Raw genomic sequence first — 16,422 nt, 5'->3', positions numbered from 1 at the left:
CCACGTGCCGATTCCCCCAGCACGCACGACCCCACTCATTGCCGATTCCCGGCAGGTTCGCGCCGGCGCACCTACCTGAAACCGGCAATCAGTCGTCGGTACGAGGTCCGGCCGACGCGCCGACCCGCTCACCGAGGCGTGCCACGGCGGCGCGCAGCTCGGCGGACCACGAGCCCCCGCCATGGCTGGCGTCGCCGACGACGACCAGCTCCGCGTCCGGCCACCCCTGGGCGATCCGCCAGGGGATGTCGAGGGGGCTGCTGATGTCGGTCCTGCCGTGGACGAGAGCACCGGGAATCCCGGCGAGGCGAGGCAGGTCCCTCATCAGCTGTCCATCCTCAAGGAACCCGGCGTTCCCCCAGTAGTGCGTCACGAGCCGCCCGAACGCGAGTCGAAAGGCAGGGTCGTCGTAGCGGGGATCGTGGGTCGCGCCCGGGAAGGTCGCGACGTGCGTGTCCTCCCAGTCGCACCAGTGCTTCGCGGCCTTCTCCCGCACTCCCGGGTCGGGGTGGTGCAGCAGGCGCGAGTATGCGGCCGCAAGGTTGTCGTCGCGCTCAGCCTCCGGTACACCGGCAACGAACCGCGCCCACTCGCGGGGGAAGACCCGACCCATGTCTCGAGTGATCCACTCGACCTCCCTGGCGCTGGTGTTGGTCACGGCGCCGAGGGCCACCGCCGTCACGCGATGAGGGTGCGCCTCGGCGTATGCCAGGCCGAGTGTCGCACCCCAGGACACCCCGACCACCATCCAGCGATCGACACCAACGTGCTCACGCAGCCTCTCGATGTCGGCGACCAGGTGCGGTGTGGTGTTGGTGGACAGGTCGACCACGGGCTCCGCAGCGCTCGGGGTCGACCGGCCCGAGTTGCGCTGGTCGAACAGCACGATGCGAAACACCTCGGGGTCGAAAGTCTTTCGTCGCGTGGGCCCGGCGCCGCTGCCCGGCCCGCCATGGAGGAACACGACGGGAATCCCCTCCGGGTTGCCGGACTGCTCATAGTGCAGCCGGTGCCCGTCACCGACGTCGAGCATCCCCTCGTCGAACGGATCGGACATCTGCCACGGCTCGGGAAGGCGCACAGCCGTCATCCAAGCAGAACGCCTCAGTGGTGGGGGCGGTCGAGCCAGGTCGCGTCGTGGGGTCGCAGGCCGCTCCAGTCGCGACCGCGTTCGACGTATGCCGCGAGCGCGGCGGCAGCGAGGACGCCGTTGCGGATCCGACCGGCGAGGACGGCGTCGACGAGAGTGTCGAGCGCGACCCAGCGCACCGGCATACCGTGCTCCTCCGCCTCGCGGGTGTGCCGCTCCCCCTCGGGCACCTCACCGAGGTCTCGCGCGAGAAAGACGCGGATCGCCTCGTCGAGGCCGCCCGGCGAGGGTCGCACGTCCAGCAGGACATCCCACCGCGCCGCCGTGAGGTCGGCCTCCTCGTGCAGCTCACGAGCCGCCGCGACCCACGCCGGCTCCCCCGGCACGTCGAGCAGGCCGGCCGGCACCTCCCAGTCACGCGACCGGATCGGGTGGCGGTACTGCTGGACGAGACAGACCCGCTCGTCCTCGTCGAGGGCGAGCACCGCAACCGCGCCAGGGTGGCGGACGTACTCGCGCGTGTGCACCCCGGCCTCCCCGAGGTCCACGGAGTCGCGCACGACGTCCCACACCCGGCCGGACATGACGACCTCACTGTCCGTCACGGGCGCGGGGTCGAAGGCGTCGGCCAGGGCCTCGTCGCCCACGAACTCGCCGCCCACGGGATCCTCGGTCACGAGACCTCGGCGTCGACCGGCACCTTGGGTCGCTCGACCTCGACGAGCCGCGACGCCCGCTGCTCCTCGATGGCGGCGCCGATCAACCCGGCGAACAACGGGTGGGCCCGCGTCGGTCGCGACTTGAACTCCGGGTGTGCCTGTGTCGCAACGAAGTACGGGTGCTCGTCACGCGACAGCTCGACGAACTCGACCAGCCCGAGCTCGGGGTGGGTGCCGGAGATCCGCAGCCCGGCCTCCTCGAGCTGGGCGCGGTAGTCCTCGTTGACCTCGTAGCGGTGACGGTGCCGCTCGTCGGCCGTCGTCGCACCGTAGAGCTCGGCCACCAGGGACCCCGAGCGCAGATCGGCCCGCTGCGACCCGAGCCGCATCGTCCCACCGAGGTCCCCGGCGCCATCGACGAACGCCTTCTGCTCCTCGATCGTGGCGATGACCGGCGCCGGCGTCTCCGGGTCGAACTCGGTGGAGCTCGCCCCCTCGATGCCGGCGACGTCGCGGGCGTACTCGATGACCATGCACTGCAACCCAAGGCAGATCCCCAGAGTCGGCACGCCGTGGGTCCGCGCCCAGCGCAGCGCGCCGACCTTGCCCTCGATGCCGCGCACGCCGAACCCGCCGGGGATCAACACCGCGTCGACACCGCCCAGCGCCTTCTGCGCCCCGGCCTCGGTCTGGCACTCGTCGCTGGCGACCCAGCGGATGCGCACCTTGGCGTCGTGGTGGAACCCTCCGGCGCGCAGCGCCTCGGTCACCGACAGGTAGGCGTCCGGCAGGTCGATGTACTTGCCGACGAGCGCGACCTCGACCTCGTGCTCGGGGTGGTGGACGCGGCCGAGCAGCTTGTCCCAGTCGGTCCAGTCGACGTCACGGAAGATGAGCGAGAGCCGCCGGATGACGTAGGCGTCGAGGCCCTCGCGGTGCAGCACCTTGGGGATGTCGTAGATCGACGGCGCGTCGACGGCCGCCGCGACACCCTCGGTGTCGACGTCGCACATGAGCGAGATCTTGCGCTTGATCGGCTCGGGAATCTCCCGATCGGCCCGCAGGACAAGGGCATCGGGCTGGATACCGACCTGACGCAGCGCCGCGACCGAGTGCTGCGTCGGCTTGGTCTTGAGCTCCCCGCTCGGCGCGAGGTAGGGCACGAGCGAGACGTGCAGGAAGAAGACGTTGTCGCGGCCGAGGTCGTGACGCACCTGGCGCGCGGCCTCGAGGAACGGCAGCGACTCGATGTCGCCGACGGTGCCGCCGATCTCGGTGATGATGACGTCGGGAGCCTCAGCGTCGTCGACGCCCGGCGCGCCGGCCGCCTGGGCGCGCATGCGCTCCTTGATCTCGTTCGTGATGTGCGGGATGACCTGGACGGTGTCGCCGAGGTACTCGCCGCGTCGCTCCTTGGCAATGACCTGGCTGTAGATCTGGCCGGTCGTGACGTTCGCCTTGCCGACGAGGTTGCGGTCGAGGAACCGCTCGTAGTGCCCGACGTCGAGGTCGGTCTCGGCACCGTCGTCGGTCACGAAGACCTCACCGTGCTGGAACGGGTTCATCGTTCCCGGGTCGACGTTGAGATAGGGGTCGAGCTTCTGCATCGTCACGCGCAGACCGCGCGCCCTGAGCAGGAAGCCAAGGCTCGAAGCCGTGAGGCCCTTGCCGAGCGAGGAGGCGACGCCCCCGGTCACGAAGATCTGTTTCGTCTGAGCCACCACGGACTTCAACAATACGTCATCGACGGGGGTGCCTTCGACAGGGAGCCGCGCGACGCGCGGGTGGTCTCCTCAGGGTCAGAGCACCGAGTCGTATGCCGTGAGCGCGGCTTCCAGCGCGTCCTCGCCGTCGGGGAGCTCCCCTGCGCGGCCGATGGCCCGGGACCGCAGGTCGTCGCGGACGGCCCCGTGCAGCAGGACGTCGGCGAGCGCCCTGGCCATCGAGGTCGGGTCGCCGACCGGCACGAGGATCGCGGCATCGCCGAGCACCGCCCCGGTACCCCCGGCGTCGGTCGCGACGATGGCGGCTCCGGAGTGCAACGCCTCCTGCAGCCCCACGGGCTGGCCCTCCCACCTCGCGGTCGAGACGACGGCGTCCGCGGCGGCGATGAGGTCGGGCACGTCACCTCGCTGCCCGAGAAGCCGGATCGGCACCCCGAGCGCGTCGATACGCGCCTGCAGCCGCTCCCGGTGCGGTCCGTCCCCCGCGACCACCGCGACGACGTCGAGGTCGTGCCGCTCGAGCAGCTGGGCCATGGCGTCGACGAGCAGGTCGAGGTCCTTCTGCGGCGCCAGTCGGGCGACGGTGACCAGCAGCAGGGTGCGGGGCGCGACACCGAGGTCGTGCCGGACGGCATACCGGTCCCGCGTCGCCTCAGGGGGTGGCGGAGCAGCGATGACGGCCAGCTCGGCGCGGCGCGCCCCGAGGCGGCGCTGCGTCTCGACGATGTCGGCGGAGACGCCGAGCACGAGGTCCGCGCGGCGCGCCACGACCCGCTCGAGCACGGCGTGCACTCGCCCGGCGAGGCCCCCACCGGGTGAGGCGTTGTGCAGGGTCACGACGAGCGGCACCCCGAGCCCGGCGAGGGCGAGAGCGGTGAGCGCTCCGACGCGAGCGCCGTGGGCATGGACCACGTCCGCACCGGCACACACCTCTCGCAGGAGGGCGACGGCGCCGGCATCGCGCTTGGGGTGCGGCCGGTCGGCAACCGAGAGCTCCACCGTCGCCGCTCCCGTCTGCGCGATCTCGAACTGGGCGAGCTCACCGGCCGGCGCCAGGACGACGACCTCGTGCCCCGCGGTGACGAGCCCGGCGACGAGGTCGTGGACGTGGCGACCGGTCCCGCCGGCGCTCGTTCCCATGACGAGGGCGACCTTCACGACTGTGCTTCCTTCCGTCGACGAGCGCGACCGCGGTCGCGCAGCTCGCGCATGCCCTGCCGGTCGGCGACGGCCATGACGAGCAGGTGGACGAGCATCGTCACGCCGCCGACCGCGATCCCGACGAGCAGGGTGACGACGATGCCGTCGGCGTCGACGCTGCGCGCCACCGTGTCACCGACGGCGATGGCGACCGCAGTCGCGACGACCGCCGCACCGAGGGTGCGCCCGGCACCTCGGATCGCCTCGGCGCCCCACGAGCGCCAGGTCAGGACGGCGAGAAGCACGGCCGACGTCGTCATCCCCACGGTCGATGCGACGCCGAGCACCCCGAGGGTGGTCGCGGCGTCCGAACCGTCCGGGATGACCGCGAACGGGACGAGCCCCGCGATCAGCCATCCGGCCGCGACGGCGAGCGCCGCGTGGACCGGCTGACCGCGCACGTACAGCGCCCGGGTCAGCAGGGCGGCAACGCTGAACCCCACGAGACCAGGCGCATAGGCGACGAGCGCCCCGGGCAGCGCCGCGAGCGCCTCCCGCCCCGGGCCGGAGCTGCCCCGGTCGAGGGCGAGGAAGAACTCCCCCACCGGCTTCGACACCGCCATGAGCGCGGCCGCGGCCCCAGAGGTGAGCAGCAGGATGCCGCGGAGGCTGCGCGCGAGCGTGGCCGACCCATCGGCGACCGTCTTCGCGGCCGCGCCGTCCGCGGCTGCGCCCTCCGTGTGGGCGAGTGCCGGGAAGGCTGCGGTCGCGATGGGCACGGCGAGGACGGCATACGGCAGGAGGTAGACGGCCTGGACGTAGGCGTAGATGTTGACGGCACCCGTGTCGAGCGTGCGCTTCTGCGTGAGCCACAGGGTCAGCGCGACGGCCGCCTGCTGTGCGGCAAGAGCGATGACGCCCGCGGCCGCGAGCCGGGCCGCGCGCCGGCCCAGCCCGCCGGGGAAGGCGAAGGTCGGCCGCAGCCGCACCCCCGCGCGCAGCGCCGGAACGACGAGCGGCAGGCTGAGCACGACGACTCCAAGCGTGGTGCCACCCGCCAGGACCCAGACTGCGGACTCGTCGACGACGTCGGGGCCGACGGGTTCCGGCACCATCCGCCCGTAGATGACGTAGGCCGTCATGACGACGATGCTGGACAGCAGCGGCGCGAGCGCCGCGGCGAGGAAGCGTCGATGCGCCTGGAGGACACCCGCCAGCACGACACCGATGCCGTAGAGCGCCACCTGCGGGGCGAAGATGCGCAGCATGTCGGTGCCGAGGGCGACGCTGCCCGGCTCCTTCGAGTCGTCGAGGAGCAGCTCGCTGAGCCATGGCGCCGCGACGAGGACGATGACGGTGAGGGGCACGAGGACGGCGACGGCCCAAGTGAGCAGCGCCGAGGCACTCCGGTCGGACTCCTCACGCTCCCCCGCGCCGAGACGGCCGGCGACGAGCGGCACGGCGATGGCGGCGAGCGCCCCGCCGGCCGCGACCTCGTAGACGACGTTGGGCAGCGTGTTGACCGTCTGGTAGGTGTCCCCGACCGGGCTGGCACCGACACTGCCGGAGAAAACGAGGGTGCGCACACTCCCGGCGATGCGGGCGAGCAGGGTCGCGACGGCGACGACGAGGGCGGCGCGCGCCAGCGACTGCCCGGCCGCGCGGGCCGTCATGCGCGACCCCAGCGGTCGAGGCGCCGCAGCACACGGTTCTCGTCGATGACCCGGCTGAAGGAGACCCGTTCGGACGCCACCGTGAGCGCCGCCGTGACGCCCAGCGCGACGAGCCGGCCCCGCCAGCCGAACCGCTCCACGACCGCGAGCCCGACGAGCGCGCCGGCAGCATTGGCACCGGTGTCCCCGAGCATGGCCTCCCCGCGCAGGTCCGCCGGGGCGCAACCGGCGGCTGCCCCGATGGCGGCCGCGGCAGTGCTGGCGCCGGGCGCACCGGGTATGCCGGCCAGTGGCGTCGCGGCGAGAACGGTCGCCTTGAGTGCCCGGCCGGGTCGCAGGTCGAGCAGGTTTGCGACGTTCGCGGTGCCAGCGACGGCCGCACCCCCGATGAGGGAGGCCACGAGCGACCGGTCCTCCCGCCCACGGTCCGCGAGCAGGGACGCGGCCAACCCTGTGGCGGCGAGCCCGACGATCTTCACGGCACCGGTCGTCACCTCGCCACGCGCGAGCGCCCCGAGGTGCCCCTTGAGGCCCTTGCTCGAGGAGTCCCCAGCGAGGTCGTCGAGGGCACCGAACCCCCCGGCCCCGAGAGCTGCGACCACTCCCGCACCCGCCGGGGCACCTCCGGCGACGCACCCCGCTGCCGCGGCCACGGCATACGCAGGGCCCTCGAGCAGCGTGACCGGGCGCCCGGCGTGGTTCGTGCGCTCCCAGCGACCGGTCAGCGAGCGAGGCAGCCGCGACCGCACGGCCATGGCCCCAGCGGCCGTACCTGCCGCGACGACAGCGGCGAGCGCGGTGCGGCGTGCACTCATGACGCGGGAACCGGCGGGTAGCCCGCGGACACCCCGTCCCCGACGCCGTACTGCCCGACGCCACCGGCGAGCTGCTGGTCGAGGGCATAGACGACACTGACCCGCCCCAGCGGGACGCTGAGGTCGTCGACCGTCGACAGGTCGCGGGTGATGGCGGCGTCACCGCGGGCCGCACGCACGACCGAGGACGCACCCTGGAACCCGGAGACACCGACGTCGCTGGCGAGCACCGCCCCGTTCCCCGCTCGGTCCAGAGCCGCCGCCAGTGACGCGAACCGGCGCGCGACCAGGTCGCGGCGCTCCACGACACCCCCACTCACCGGGGCGCCGACGACCACGGCGGCATCGGCCCGGACGAGGTCGGCCGTCTCGAGGTCGACGAGTCCGGCGTCACCGAGCCGCTCCAGAGCGGCCTTGGCAGCATCGGTCGGTGCGGCGGCGTCCTTGGCGAGCAACGCGCTGGCGAGTACGTCGTCGAGCGGCGACCCCTGTCCCTCGGTGGCCTGGGGAAGTCCCATGGACCGCCGCAGGTCGGTCGCGAGCTGAGACTGCTGAGCCGACGCGTCGTCCCCCTCGGGCACCCACGAGTCGTCGACGCTCGTGCGCGACACCACGGTGGCGCCCGACGCCCCGAGCGCGTCGGCGACGGCACTGACCTGGTCGGCTTCGGCATTCGGCAGGGACACGAGGGCGACCTTGGTGCCGGTGAGGGTCCCGCCCACGAGTCTGGCGAGCGCGTCCTCGGTGAACTCGTCGCGGACGACCCCGGCCTTCTGGGCGGCGTCGAGGTCGGCCCGCAGCTGCGTGCGGTCCTCACGCAACTGGGTGACCTCCTCGGTGAGGGTGTCCCCGATCGTCCCCTTGAGCGGCCCGGCACCGAGCACGATCCCCACAGCGAGCGCCATGAAGATCGAGACGATCGAGACGAGGTGGTAGCGGAAGTCGATCACGTGACAATTCCTCCGAGAGCGGACCAGAGATCGTCGAGGCGGGCGCCGAGCACCTGGAGGAACACGCGCCCCCCGGGTGTCGCCCACAACGCGGCGAAGAGGGCGGCGAGCCCGACGAGGACCATGGCCACGAGCCACAGCCCCGAGATGCGTGAGCGGTAGAGCCGGCTCACGCCCTTGGCGTCGACGAGCTTGCCGCCGACCCGCAGCCGGGTGAGGAACGTGCTCGCCATGCCGGCGCGCCCCTTGTCGAGGAACTCCACGAGCGTGGCGTGGGTGCCGACGGCGACGATGAGCGTGGCGCCCTTGTCGTCGGCGAGCAGCATCGCGACGTCCTCGCTCGTCCCCGTGGCGGGGAAGACGACCGGCTCGACGCCGAGCTCGCGAACCCGCTCGAGCCCCGGAGCCCGCCCGTCGCGGTAGGCGTGCACGACGACCTCGGCGCCGCACCTGAGCGTGGCGTCCGAGACCGAGTCCATGTCGCCGACGATGAGGTCGGGCGTGTGCCGCGCCTCGATGATGGCGTCCGCTCCCCCGTCGACGCCGATGAGGATCGGCTTGTACTCGCGGATGTAGGACCGCAGCATCTGCAGGTCCTCCTTGTAGTGGTACCCGCGGACGACGATGAGGACGTGGCGGCCCTCGAGGTCGGTCTCGATGTCGGGCACGCCGACGCCGTCGAGAAGCAGTGCCCGCTCCTGCTTGAGGTACTCCATCGTGTTCGCGGCGAACGCCTCGAGCTGGTCGTTGAGCCCCGCGCGGGCGTCGCCCATGGCCTCGACGACGGACTCCGAGTCGAGCAGCGTGCCGGTCGCGACGAGCCGGTCACCGGCTTTGAGGGTGTTGCCGTCGAGGTGGACGGGGGTGCCCTCGGCGAGCTCCATGACCTCCTCACCGACGGCGTCGAGCAGCGGGATGTCGGCGGCGAGCAGGATCTCCGGGCCGAGGTTCGGGTAGCGCCCCGAGATCGACGCCGCGGCGTTGACGACGGCGGCGGGACGGCACGCGACGAGCGCCTCGGCGCTGACCTTGTCGATGTCGACGTGGTTGATGACGGCGACGTCCCCCGGCTGGAGCCGTTTGGTCAGGTCCTTGGTGCGCTTGTCGACGCGCGCGGTTCCCTCGACCTCGCCGAGGTCGGGATCGCGTTCGCGTCGGAGTCGGGTCATGAAGGGCATCCCGCCCATCCTCCCACGCACCGATGGCCCCATCCGACACACCGGCCGGTGGCGGAGCGTCGCGCCGTCGGGTCAGGCCTCGACGGCTCGTCCGAGGCCCTCGAGCAGGTCGCGTGCGTGCTCCCGGGCCGCGTCGGTGACCGTGCCCGAGAGCATCCGCGCCAGCTCGTCGACCCGGTCGCCACCGGAGACGCGCCGGACGCCGCTGCGGGTCACCTGGCCGTCGTCGGACTTGGCGACGACGAGGTGGTGGTCGGCGTGCGCGGCGACCTGGGCGAGGTGGGTGACGACGATGACCTGCGACGACTCCGCGAGCCGGGCCAGCCGCGCGCCGACGTCCAGCGCCGCCTTGCCCCCGACGCCGGCATCGACCTCGTCGAAGACGAACGTCGGCACGCTGCCGACCTCACGCGCGGTCGCGACCTCGATCGCCAGCATGACGCGCGACAGCTCACCACCCGAGGCGGCCTTGGTGACGCTGCGCGGTGAGCTGCCGACGTTGGCGGCGAGGCCGATCTCGACCTCGTCTCCCCCGTGCGGCCCGAGCCGGCCGGCGTCCCGCACGTCCACGACGACCTGCGCCGACCCCATCGAGAGGTGCGACAGCTCCTCGCCGATGCTTGCGCCCAACGCGTCCGCAGCCGTGCGGCGGGCGCCGGTCAGCGCGGCCGCCAGCTCCACCCGCTCGGCGCTCAGTCGCTCGACGTCCTGCTCGAGCTCGACGATGCGCTCGTCGGCGTTCTCGAGGTCGAGGACGCGCCGGGCCGCCCGCTCCCCCCAGGCCAGCACGTCGTCGACGGTGTCCCCGTAGCTGCGGGTCAGGTCGGTCAGCTCGGCCCGCCGCTGCTGGACGAACTCCAGCCGGCCGGGGTCGAGGTCGACGTCCGCGACGTATCCGGCGAGGTCCGAGGCGAGCTCGGTCACAAGATGCGAGACGTCGACGAGCCGCTGCTCGAGGGCGGCGAGCTCGGGGTCGTTGCCACTCACCGGGGTGAGCGCTGCCCGGGCCCGAGCGAGCGCCCCCATCACGCCGTCGTCGGACCCCGCGTCGACGTCATCGCCGCCGGTGAGCACTGCCTGGGCCTCGGCCGAGCCGCTGCGCAGCTCCTCGGCGTGCGAGAGCCGCTCGTCCTCGACGCGCAGCGCAGCGTCCTCCCCCGGCTGCGGCTCGAGCGCCTCGATGCGTTCGAGCCCGCGCCGCAGCAGGTCGAGCTCCTGGGCCCGCTCGCGCTCGGCCGCGCGCAGGGTCTCGAGCTCGCTCACCGCAGCCGCGTGCGCGGCATACACACTCTCGTATGCCGTCCGCGCGCCTCCCACGGCCTTCCCACCGAAGGCGTCGAGCAGCTCGCGGTGCTCCTCGGGGCGGCGCAGCCGCCACTGGTCGGCCTGCCCGTGGACGGCGACGAGGTGTTCGCCGAGCTCACCGAGGACACCGACCGGGGCCGACCGTCCGCCGACGTGCGCCCGCGAGCGTCCCTCCGCGTTCACCGTGCGGACGAGGACGAGCCCGTCGTCGACATCGCCGCCCGCCTCACCGGCTCGCAGGGCGGCCGGAGTGTCCGCCGCGACATCGAAGACGCCCTCGACGACGGCGCGGTCGGCGCCCTCACGCACAAGACCGGAGTCGGCGCGAGCGCCGAGAAGCAGCCCGAGGCTGGTCACGACCATGGTCTTGCCGGCACCGGTCTCGCCGGTGAGGACCGTGAGCCCGGGGCCGAGCTCGATGACGGACTCGTCGATGACGCCGAGGTCCTGGATGCGGATCTCCTGGAGCACGTGCGGCCTCGTCAGTCCGTGCGTCGTTCGGCCTCGGCCGCGCGACGGGCCGCACCGCGCCACCCGTGGACGGAGAGGTCGAACTTCTCGACGAGGCGGTCGGTGAACGGTGAGGCCGTGAAGCGGGCGAGGCGCACCGGGTCGGCGCTGCGCTGCACCTGGATGCGGGCGCCGGGCGGCAGGTCGACGGCCCGGCGTCCGTCGCACCAGACGACGCCGGTGCCGACGGTGCCGGGGACGAGCTCGACCGCGAGCCGGCTGTCCGGCCCGACGACGAGCGGTCGCGCGAAGAGCGCGTGTGCGCTGATCGGGACGAGGAGCAGGGCCGCGACGTCGGGCCAGACCACCGGCCCGCCCGCGGAGAACGCGTAGGCCGTCGACCCCGTCGGTGTCGCCATGACCACGCCGTCGCACCCCCACGTCGACAGCGGACGGCCGTCGATCTCGACGGTGAGCTCGATCATCCGTTCCCGTGAGGCCTTCTCGACGGTGACCTCGTTGAGCGCCCAGCTCTCGAAGACGGTCTCGCCGTCGCGCATGGCCGTGACCTCGAGGGTGGTGCGGTCCTCGACGGTGTAGTTGCGGGAGACGATCCGCTCGACCGTGTCGTCGAGGTCGTCGCGCTCGACCTCCGCGAGGAAGCCGACGTGCCCGAAGTTCACCCCGAGCAGCGGCACCCCCGAGCCACGGACGAGCTCGGCCGCGCGCAGGATCGACCCGTCGCCGCCGAGGATGACGACGAGCTCGCACCCGGCGGTGGGGTCGTCCGGATCGGACCGGACGACCTCGGGCGCGCCCTCGAGCGGCGTGCCGCGGGTCTCGTCGCCGATGACGGCCACGGTGATCCCGGCGGCGGTGAGCCGGCGGACCACCCCCAGCGCGTGGTCGTGCACCTCGGGGCGGGCCGGGTGGACGACGAGGAGGATGCGGCGCGGTTCACTCATGGTCGTCCCTCCTCAGCGGTACGTCGGGTGGTGTCTCGGGGGTGGCCAGGTGCCGGATCACGGCACGCAGCTCGTCCGGGTCCATCGTGCCCGAGACCCCTGACCGTGCCCACAGGAGGTACTCGACATTGCCCTCGCCACCCGCGATCGGGCTGTGCACCAGGCCGCGGACACCGAACCCGGAGTCCTGCGCCGCGTCGACGACGGCGGCCAGCGCCTCCCGGCGATGACGTGAGTCGGTGACGATCCCGTTCTTGCTCAGCCTCCCCCGCCCCACCTCGAACTGCGGCTTGACGAGCAGCACGAGGTGCCCGCCGTGACGGGTGAGCTCGGCGAGCGTCGGCAGGACGAGGGTGAGGGAGATGAACGACAGGTCCCCCACGACGACGTCGAACGTGCCGAGGTCGTCCGGTCCGACGTCACGGATCGAGGTGCCGCTGCGCTCGACGACCCGCACGTCATCGGCGACCTCGGCCGCGAGCTGGCCGTGACCGACGTCGAGCGCCGTGACCCTCGCGGCGCCGCGGGCGAGCAGCACCTGGGTGAACCCTCCCGTCGAGGCGCCGACATCGAGGCAGTCCGCCTCCCGGGCCGAGAGCCCGTCGTCGCCCCACGTCGTGAAGGCGTGGTCGAGCTTGTATGCCGCCCGCCCCACCCAGCGCGGTCCCGCACCAGTCACCGTGATGTCGGCGTCGTCACCCGCCGTGGTCGCGGCCTTGCGCGCGGTGCGGCCCGCGACGGTGACGTGTCCGGCCTCGATGAGCTCGCGCGCCTCGCCGCGGGAACGGGCGAGCCCGCGGCGGACGAGCTCGGCGTCGAGACGGCCGATGTCAGCCCCCGAGGTCGCTGAGCCGACCCTGGAGGGTGCGCTGGACCTGCTCGCCCCGCTCGATCTGCGCGTCGAGGTCGTCCGCAGGGGCCTCGGCGAGGTCACGCAGGGCGGCGTCGATGACGAGGTCGCCCGTCTCGGGTGCCTCGTCACCGAGCGAGCCTGCGTCCTCCGTGAGGTCGTCCTGCGTGACGTCGTCCTGCATGACGTCATCTCCGGTGACGTCGTCGCCAGTGAGCTCGTCACCCACCGGCTGCTCCTGCGCCTCGTCGTCGGGTGCCTGCGCCCCGTCCGCGTAGGCCGGGTCATGCTGGTTGTCTGTCGCCTCGCCATCGACCGATGCCCCGGCCTGTGACACCTCGTCCACGGCTGCGCCCTGGGTGAAGTCCTGGCCGGACGGCGTCCCGGTCTGCGAGGACACCTCGTCCACGGCTGCGCCCTGGGTGAGGTCCTGGCTGGTCGGCGTCTCGGGCTGCTCGGTCACGAGGAGGACGTCCCGGTGCTCTTGCGGGCCGTGCTCTTGCGGGCCGTGCCGCTGCCCGTGCGCGCCGTGCTCTTGCGAGCCGTCGTCTTCGCCGCGGAGGCGCGCGAGGTCTTCTTGGCCGGGGCCTTGCGCGCGGCCGACGTCTTGGCCGCCGACTTCTTCGCGGTGGACTTCTTCGCCGCCGACCTCTTCGCCGCCGACCTCTTTGCCGTGGACGTCGTCGTGCTCTTCCTCGCGGTCGACCGTGCCGACGACGCGGTGCTCTTCGCGGCGGTCGACGTCTTCGCGGCCTTCTTCGTCGCCTTCTTTGCCGTCTTCTTGGCCGGCGCCGCGGCCGTGGACGTGCCCTTCTTCGCGCTCTTCTTTGCCGCGGACGACTTCTTCAGGGCCGAGCGGGCCGGCCGCCGCGAGGGAGCCTTGGTCGCCGCGGCGGCGGTGTCGGCGACGGCGTCCTCGGTGACGTCGGCCACCCGGCTCGCGCCGGCGGCCGCGGTCGTCGTCGCGGCGGAACCGCGAGTCGCGAGGTTCGACGCGAGGTACTCGACCTGGCTGCGCAGCGCCTGCACGGTGTCGTTGACAGCCGCGACGTCACGCTGGAGGGATGCGATGTCGAGCCGGCCGACGGCCTTGTCCACCTCGGAGCGGACGAGGGCGACCATGTTCTTGCGGTTCGCGTTCGCCGCGGACATGAGGTCGTCGGCGAGCTTGCCGGCCTGCTTGCTCACCTTCTTCGGGGAGAGGTCGCTGTTGGTCAGCGCGACGAGCTCGGTCGCTGCTTCCTTCGCCGCGCCCTTCGTCATCTCCCCCAGTCCGGACGCGAACTGGACGTATCCCTGGATCGACCGCTTGGCCATGGCTCCTCCTGAAGGCTCGGGGTGTTCCGACCCACGCTACTCGGCGGGGCCGAGTCGTGGCGGACCGTCAGGTCACGAGCTGGGCGAGGTCGGACGGCAGGTTCTCGCTGTCCTCGCCGCGGTCACGACGCTCCCACTCGGCGCGCAGCGCCGTGGAGACCCGCGCGAGCTCCTCGACAGGTGCGTCCAAGGCGCGAAGGTCGCGGGCGACATACGTCGGTCGGCACTGCGGCGGCGCGAGGACGGCGTCCGCGATTCCGTGGACGCCGGTGAGGACGAACAGGGAGTCCATCCCCGCGCTGTGGGCGCCCTCGATGTCGGTCTCGAGCCGGTCGCCGATCGCGAGCACCCGCTCCGGTGGCACGCCGAGGCGTTCGGCGCACATGAGGTAGAGCGGCTCGTCCGGTTTGCCGGCCACCACCTCCGGCCCGCGGCCGACCGCCGCGCCGACGGCGAGCACGAGTGCACCGTTCCCGGGCGCCTCACCGTCCGCGGTGGGCAGCGTGTGGTCGGTGTTCGTCGCGACCCACAGGGCGCCGCGCTGGATCGCGTATGCCGCCTGCGCCAGATCCGTCGCGGTCACCTGGGCGCCGTAGCCCTGCACGACCGCGGCAGGGTCGTCGGCCACGCTGTGCACCGGCACGTAGCCGCGCTCCCGCAGCGCAGCAGCCACACCGTCGCCCCCGACGGCAAGCACACGCGCACCCGCCTGAACGTGTCGCTCGAGCACCCAGGCTGCGGCCTGGCTGCTCGTCGCGACGTCACCGTCCTGCACGTCGAGCCCGAGCCGGCGCAGGTGGGCGGCGACGTCGCCGGGAGTCCGTGACGCGTTGTTCGTCGCGAACTGCACCGGCAGGCCAGCACCCGCAAGTGACTCCACGGCATACGGCACCGCGGGCTCACCGCGGTAGACGACGCCGTCGAGGTCGCAGACGATCGCGTCGTAGCGCTCGCTCAGCCTCACGCCCGGTCGGCTCCGTCGCCGGTCCGCTCCTCTGGAGGCAGCGGCGCCAGCTCCTCCTCCCCGGGCAGGAGGTCCGTCACGGCGATCCCGTCCAGCTCCTCGAGCCGCTCGACGGCATCGGTCTCGTAGTCCTCGTCGGCGTCCGCAGCACGCTGGAACCACTCGCGAGCCTCCTCGTCCCGCCCGAGGCCGAGCAGGGTGTCGGCGTAGGCGTACGCGAGGCGAGGCTGCTTGGGGCGCTTGAGCTCGGGGATCTGGAGTGCCACCAGCGCCGCGTCGGTCTGGCCGAGATCGCGGCGGATCCCGGACACGACGATCGCGAGCTCGACCCGGTCCTGTGCGGGCAGTCGCTTGGCCTCCGGCGACTGGGCGAGGTCGAGCGCCCGGTCGAGGCGGCCGAGGCCCCGCTCTGAGTCGACCATGAGCGGGAGCAGGTGGTCAGAGCCGCTGATGCGGCGCACGGTCCGGAACTCGCCGAGCGCTCGGGCGAAGTCACCCGTGCGGTAGGCGACCATGCCGAGCGCCTCTCGGGCAGCCGGCACACGCCCGGCTCGTCGCACCGCCGTCTCGGCGTGTGCCATCGCTGCGTCGAACTCCTCGGCTTCGAGGAGCGCCGCCACCATGACGAGGTGCTGGGCCACGCCCTCGGCGTTCTCCTTGCTCAGGGTGCGCAGCTGCTGGTGCACGGACCGGTCGAGCTCCTTGCCGGTGACACCCTCGGGGATGCGGGGCTCGGGCAGCCGCGGCTTCTTCGGCGCGAGGCGCGGGCCCCCGCGCTGCTCACGGTCACGCTCGGCACCGGCCCGGGGCGGTCGCCCGCGGCCCGCGGAGTCCCGGCGCTCGAAGCCGCGCTCCGTTCCGCCGTCGTCACGGCGCGGGCCACCACGGCCCGCGCGGTCCTGATGGCCTCGTGCACCTTGGTGGTCGTCCCGACGTCCACCGGCACCGCGGCTGCCGCCCGGGAAGCGGCCTCGACCGCTTCCCGCACCGCTACCTCGTGACCGACCGCCAGGACCCCCACTGCCTCGTGCGTCACGGTTGTCGCTCACGTTCATCCTCCAGTTCGGACCGGTGTGGCCGGCGAGTCGTCGTCAGTCTAGGGCCGGCGTGCAGGGCCCGAAACCGTCCAGAAATGAGAAATGGCCCGCCGATGTCGGCGGGCCATTTCTGGAAAGTATGTCCGGCTGCGTCCTACTCTCCCACACCGTCACCAGTGCAGTACCATCGGCGCTGAAGGGCTTAGCTTCCGGGTTCGGAATGGAGCCGGGCGTTTCCCCTTCGCTATGACAGCCGAAACTCTATGGAGATGTCGATCTTCCCGACCGTATCTCGGGAACTGCAC

The 16,422-nt window shown here is 72.7% G+C and carries 16 protein-coding genes and 1 rRNA gene; 1 reads left to right on the top strand and 16 read right to left on the bottom strand.

Going from position 1 to position 16,422, the window contains the following annotated elements; translation table 11 throughout:
* Positions 1–88: 88 nt before the first annotated feature.
* The 15 genes from pip to BCF74_RS01055 all read right to left on the bottom strand — a co-directional run bounded on the left by pip (position 89) and on the right by BCF74_RS01055 (position 15,766).
* Positions 89–1,090, bottom strand: a complete 1,002-nt coding sequence (gene pip, locus BCF74_RS01120; protein ID WP_245889146.1) for a prolyl aminopeptidase — start codon at positions 1,088–1,090, stop codon at positions 89–91.
* Between the two features lie 14 nt (positions 1,091–1,104).
* Positions 1,105–1,767: an NUDIX domain-containing protein gene (locus tag BCF74_RS01115; protein WP_342747526.1), complete on the bottom strand. Its 663-nt coding sequence runs from the start codon at positions 1,765–1,767 to the stop codon at positions 1,105–1,107.
* On the bottom strand, positions 1,764–3,473 hold the full coding sequence (locus BCF74_RS01110; protein ID WP_106296100.1) for a CTP synthase: 1,710 nt from the start codon (positions 3,471–3,473) through the stop codon (positions 1,764–1,766). Before BCF74_RS01110 ends, BCF74_RS01115 begins: the two co-directional genes overlap by 4 nt.
* A 75-nt stretch (positions 3,474–3,548) precedes the next feature.
* On the bottom strand, positions 3,549–4,631 hold the full coding sequence (locus BCF74_RS01105; RefSeq protein ID WP_218279169.1) for a glycosyltransferase family 4 protein: 1,083 nt from the start codon (positions 4,629–4,631) through the stop codon (positions 3,549–3,551).
* Positions 4,628–6,286, bottom strand: a complete 1,659-nt coding sequence (gene murJ, locus BCF74_RS01100; protein WP_106296099.1) for a murein biosynthesis integral membrane protein MurJ — start codon at positions 6,284–6,286, stop codon at positions 4,628–4,630. Before murJ ends, BCF74_RS01105 begins: the two co-directional genes overlap by 4 nt.
* Positions 6,283–7,101, bottom strand: coding sequence for a hypothetical protein (locus tag BCF74_RS01095; RefSeq protein ID WP_106296098.1), 819 nt, complete (start codon positions 7,099–7,101; stop codon positions 6,283–6,285). The genes murJ and BCF74_RS01095 overlap by 4 nt, the downstream gene beginning before the upstream one ends.
* Positions 7,098–8,051 carry a copper transporter gene (locus BCF74_RS01090; RefSeq protein ID WP_106296097.1) on the bottom strand — a complete coding sequence of 318 codons (954 nt, stop codon included), beginning with the start codon at positions 8,049–8,051 and terminating at the stop codon, positions 7,098–7,100. Before BCF74_RS01090 ends, BCF74_RS01095 begins: the two co-directional genes overlap by 4 nt.
* Positions 8,048–9,229, bottom strand: coding sequence for a putative cytokinetic ring protein SteA (gene steA / locus BCF74_RS01085; RefSeq protein ID WP_106296096.1), 1,182 nt, complete (start codon positions 9,227–9,229; stop codon positions 8,048–8,050). The genes BCF74_RS01090 and steA overlap by 4 nt, the downstream gene beginning before the upstream one ends.
* A 72-nt stretch (positions 9,230–9,301) precedes the next feature.
* Complete coding sequence (gene recN, locus BCF74_RS01080) at positions 9,302–11,005, bottom strand: DNA repair protein RecN (protein ID WP_106296095.1); 1,704 nt, start codon at positions 11,003–11,005, stop codon at positions 9,302–9,304.
* Between the two features lie 11 nt (positions 11,006–11,016).
* Entirely contained in the window at positions 11,017–11,949 is a 933-nt protein-coding gene (locus tag BCF74_RS01075; RefSeq protein WP_106296094.1) for an NAD kinase, read from the bottom strand.
* Positions 11,942–12,883 (bottom strand): TlyA family RNA methyltransferase, encoded by a 942-nt coding sequence (locus BCF74_RS01070; RefSeq protein ID WP_245889145.1) that lies wholly within the window; start codon positions 12,881–12,883, stop codon positions 11,942–11,944. The genes BCF74_RS01075 and BCF74_RS01070 overlap by 8 nt, the downstream gene beginning before the upstream one ends.
* Entirely contained in the window at positions 12,780–13,262 is a 483-nt protein-coding gene (locus BCF74_RS17640) for a hypothetical protein (RefSeq protein WP_245889144.1), read from the bottom strand. Before BCF74_RS17640 ends, BCF74_RS01070 begins: the two co-directional genes overlap by 104 nt.
* Positions 13,259–14,116 carry a hypothetical protein gene (locus BCF74_RS01065; RefSeq protein WP_106296092.1) on the bottom strand — a complete coding sequence of 286 codons (858 nt, stop codon included), beginning with the start codon at positions 14,114–14,116 and terminating at the stop codon, positions 13,259–13,261. The genes BCF74_RS17640 and BCF74_RS01065 overlap by 4 nt, the downstream gene beginning before the upstream one ends.
* Positions 14,117–14,183: 67 nt before the next feature.
* Positions 14,184–15,080 carry an HAD-IIA family hydrolase gene (locus tag BCF74_RS01060; protein ID WP_106296091.1) on the bottom strand — a complete coding sequence of 299 codons (897 nt, stop codon included), beginning with the start codon at positions 15,078–15,080 and terminating at the stop codon, positions 14,184–14,186.
* Complete coding sequence (locus tag BCF74_RS01055; RefSeq protein ID WP_245889143.1) at positions 15,077–15,766, bottom strand: tetratricopeptide repeat protein; 690 nt, start codon at positions 15,764–15,766, stop codon at positions 15,077–15,079. The genes BCF74_RS01060 and BCF74_RS01055 overlap by 4 nt, the downstream gene beginning before the upstream one ends.
* Here BCF74_RS01055 and BCF74_RS17215 point away from each other — a divergent pair.
* Positions 15,761–16,081 (top strand): hypothetical protein, encoded by a 321-nt coding sequence (locus BCF74_RS17215; protein WP_170070078.1) that lies wholly within the window; start codon positions 15,761–15,763, stop codon positions 16,079–16,081. The genes BCF74_RS01055 and BCF74_RS17215 overlap by 6 nt on opposite strands.
* Positions 16,082–16,258: 177 nt before the next feature.
* On the opposite strand, the gene rrf is transcribed toward BCF74_RS17215, so the two are convergent.
* Positions 16,259–16,375, bottom strand: a 5S ribosomal RNA gene (gene rrf, locus BCF74_RS01050).
* Positions 16,376–16,422 lie beyond the last annotated feature (47 nt).

Origin of the sequence: Knoellia remsis, from assembly GCF_003002895.1 — a bacterium.
GTDB classification, from domain to species: domain Bacteria; phylum Actinomycetota; class Actinomycetes; order Actinomycetales; family Dermatophilaceae; genus Knoellia; species Knoellia remsis.
Note: the sequence above shows the minus strand (reverse complement) of the source record. Positions and strands in the feature narration are given on the sequence as shown.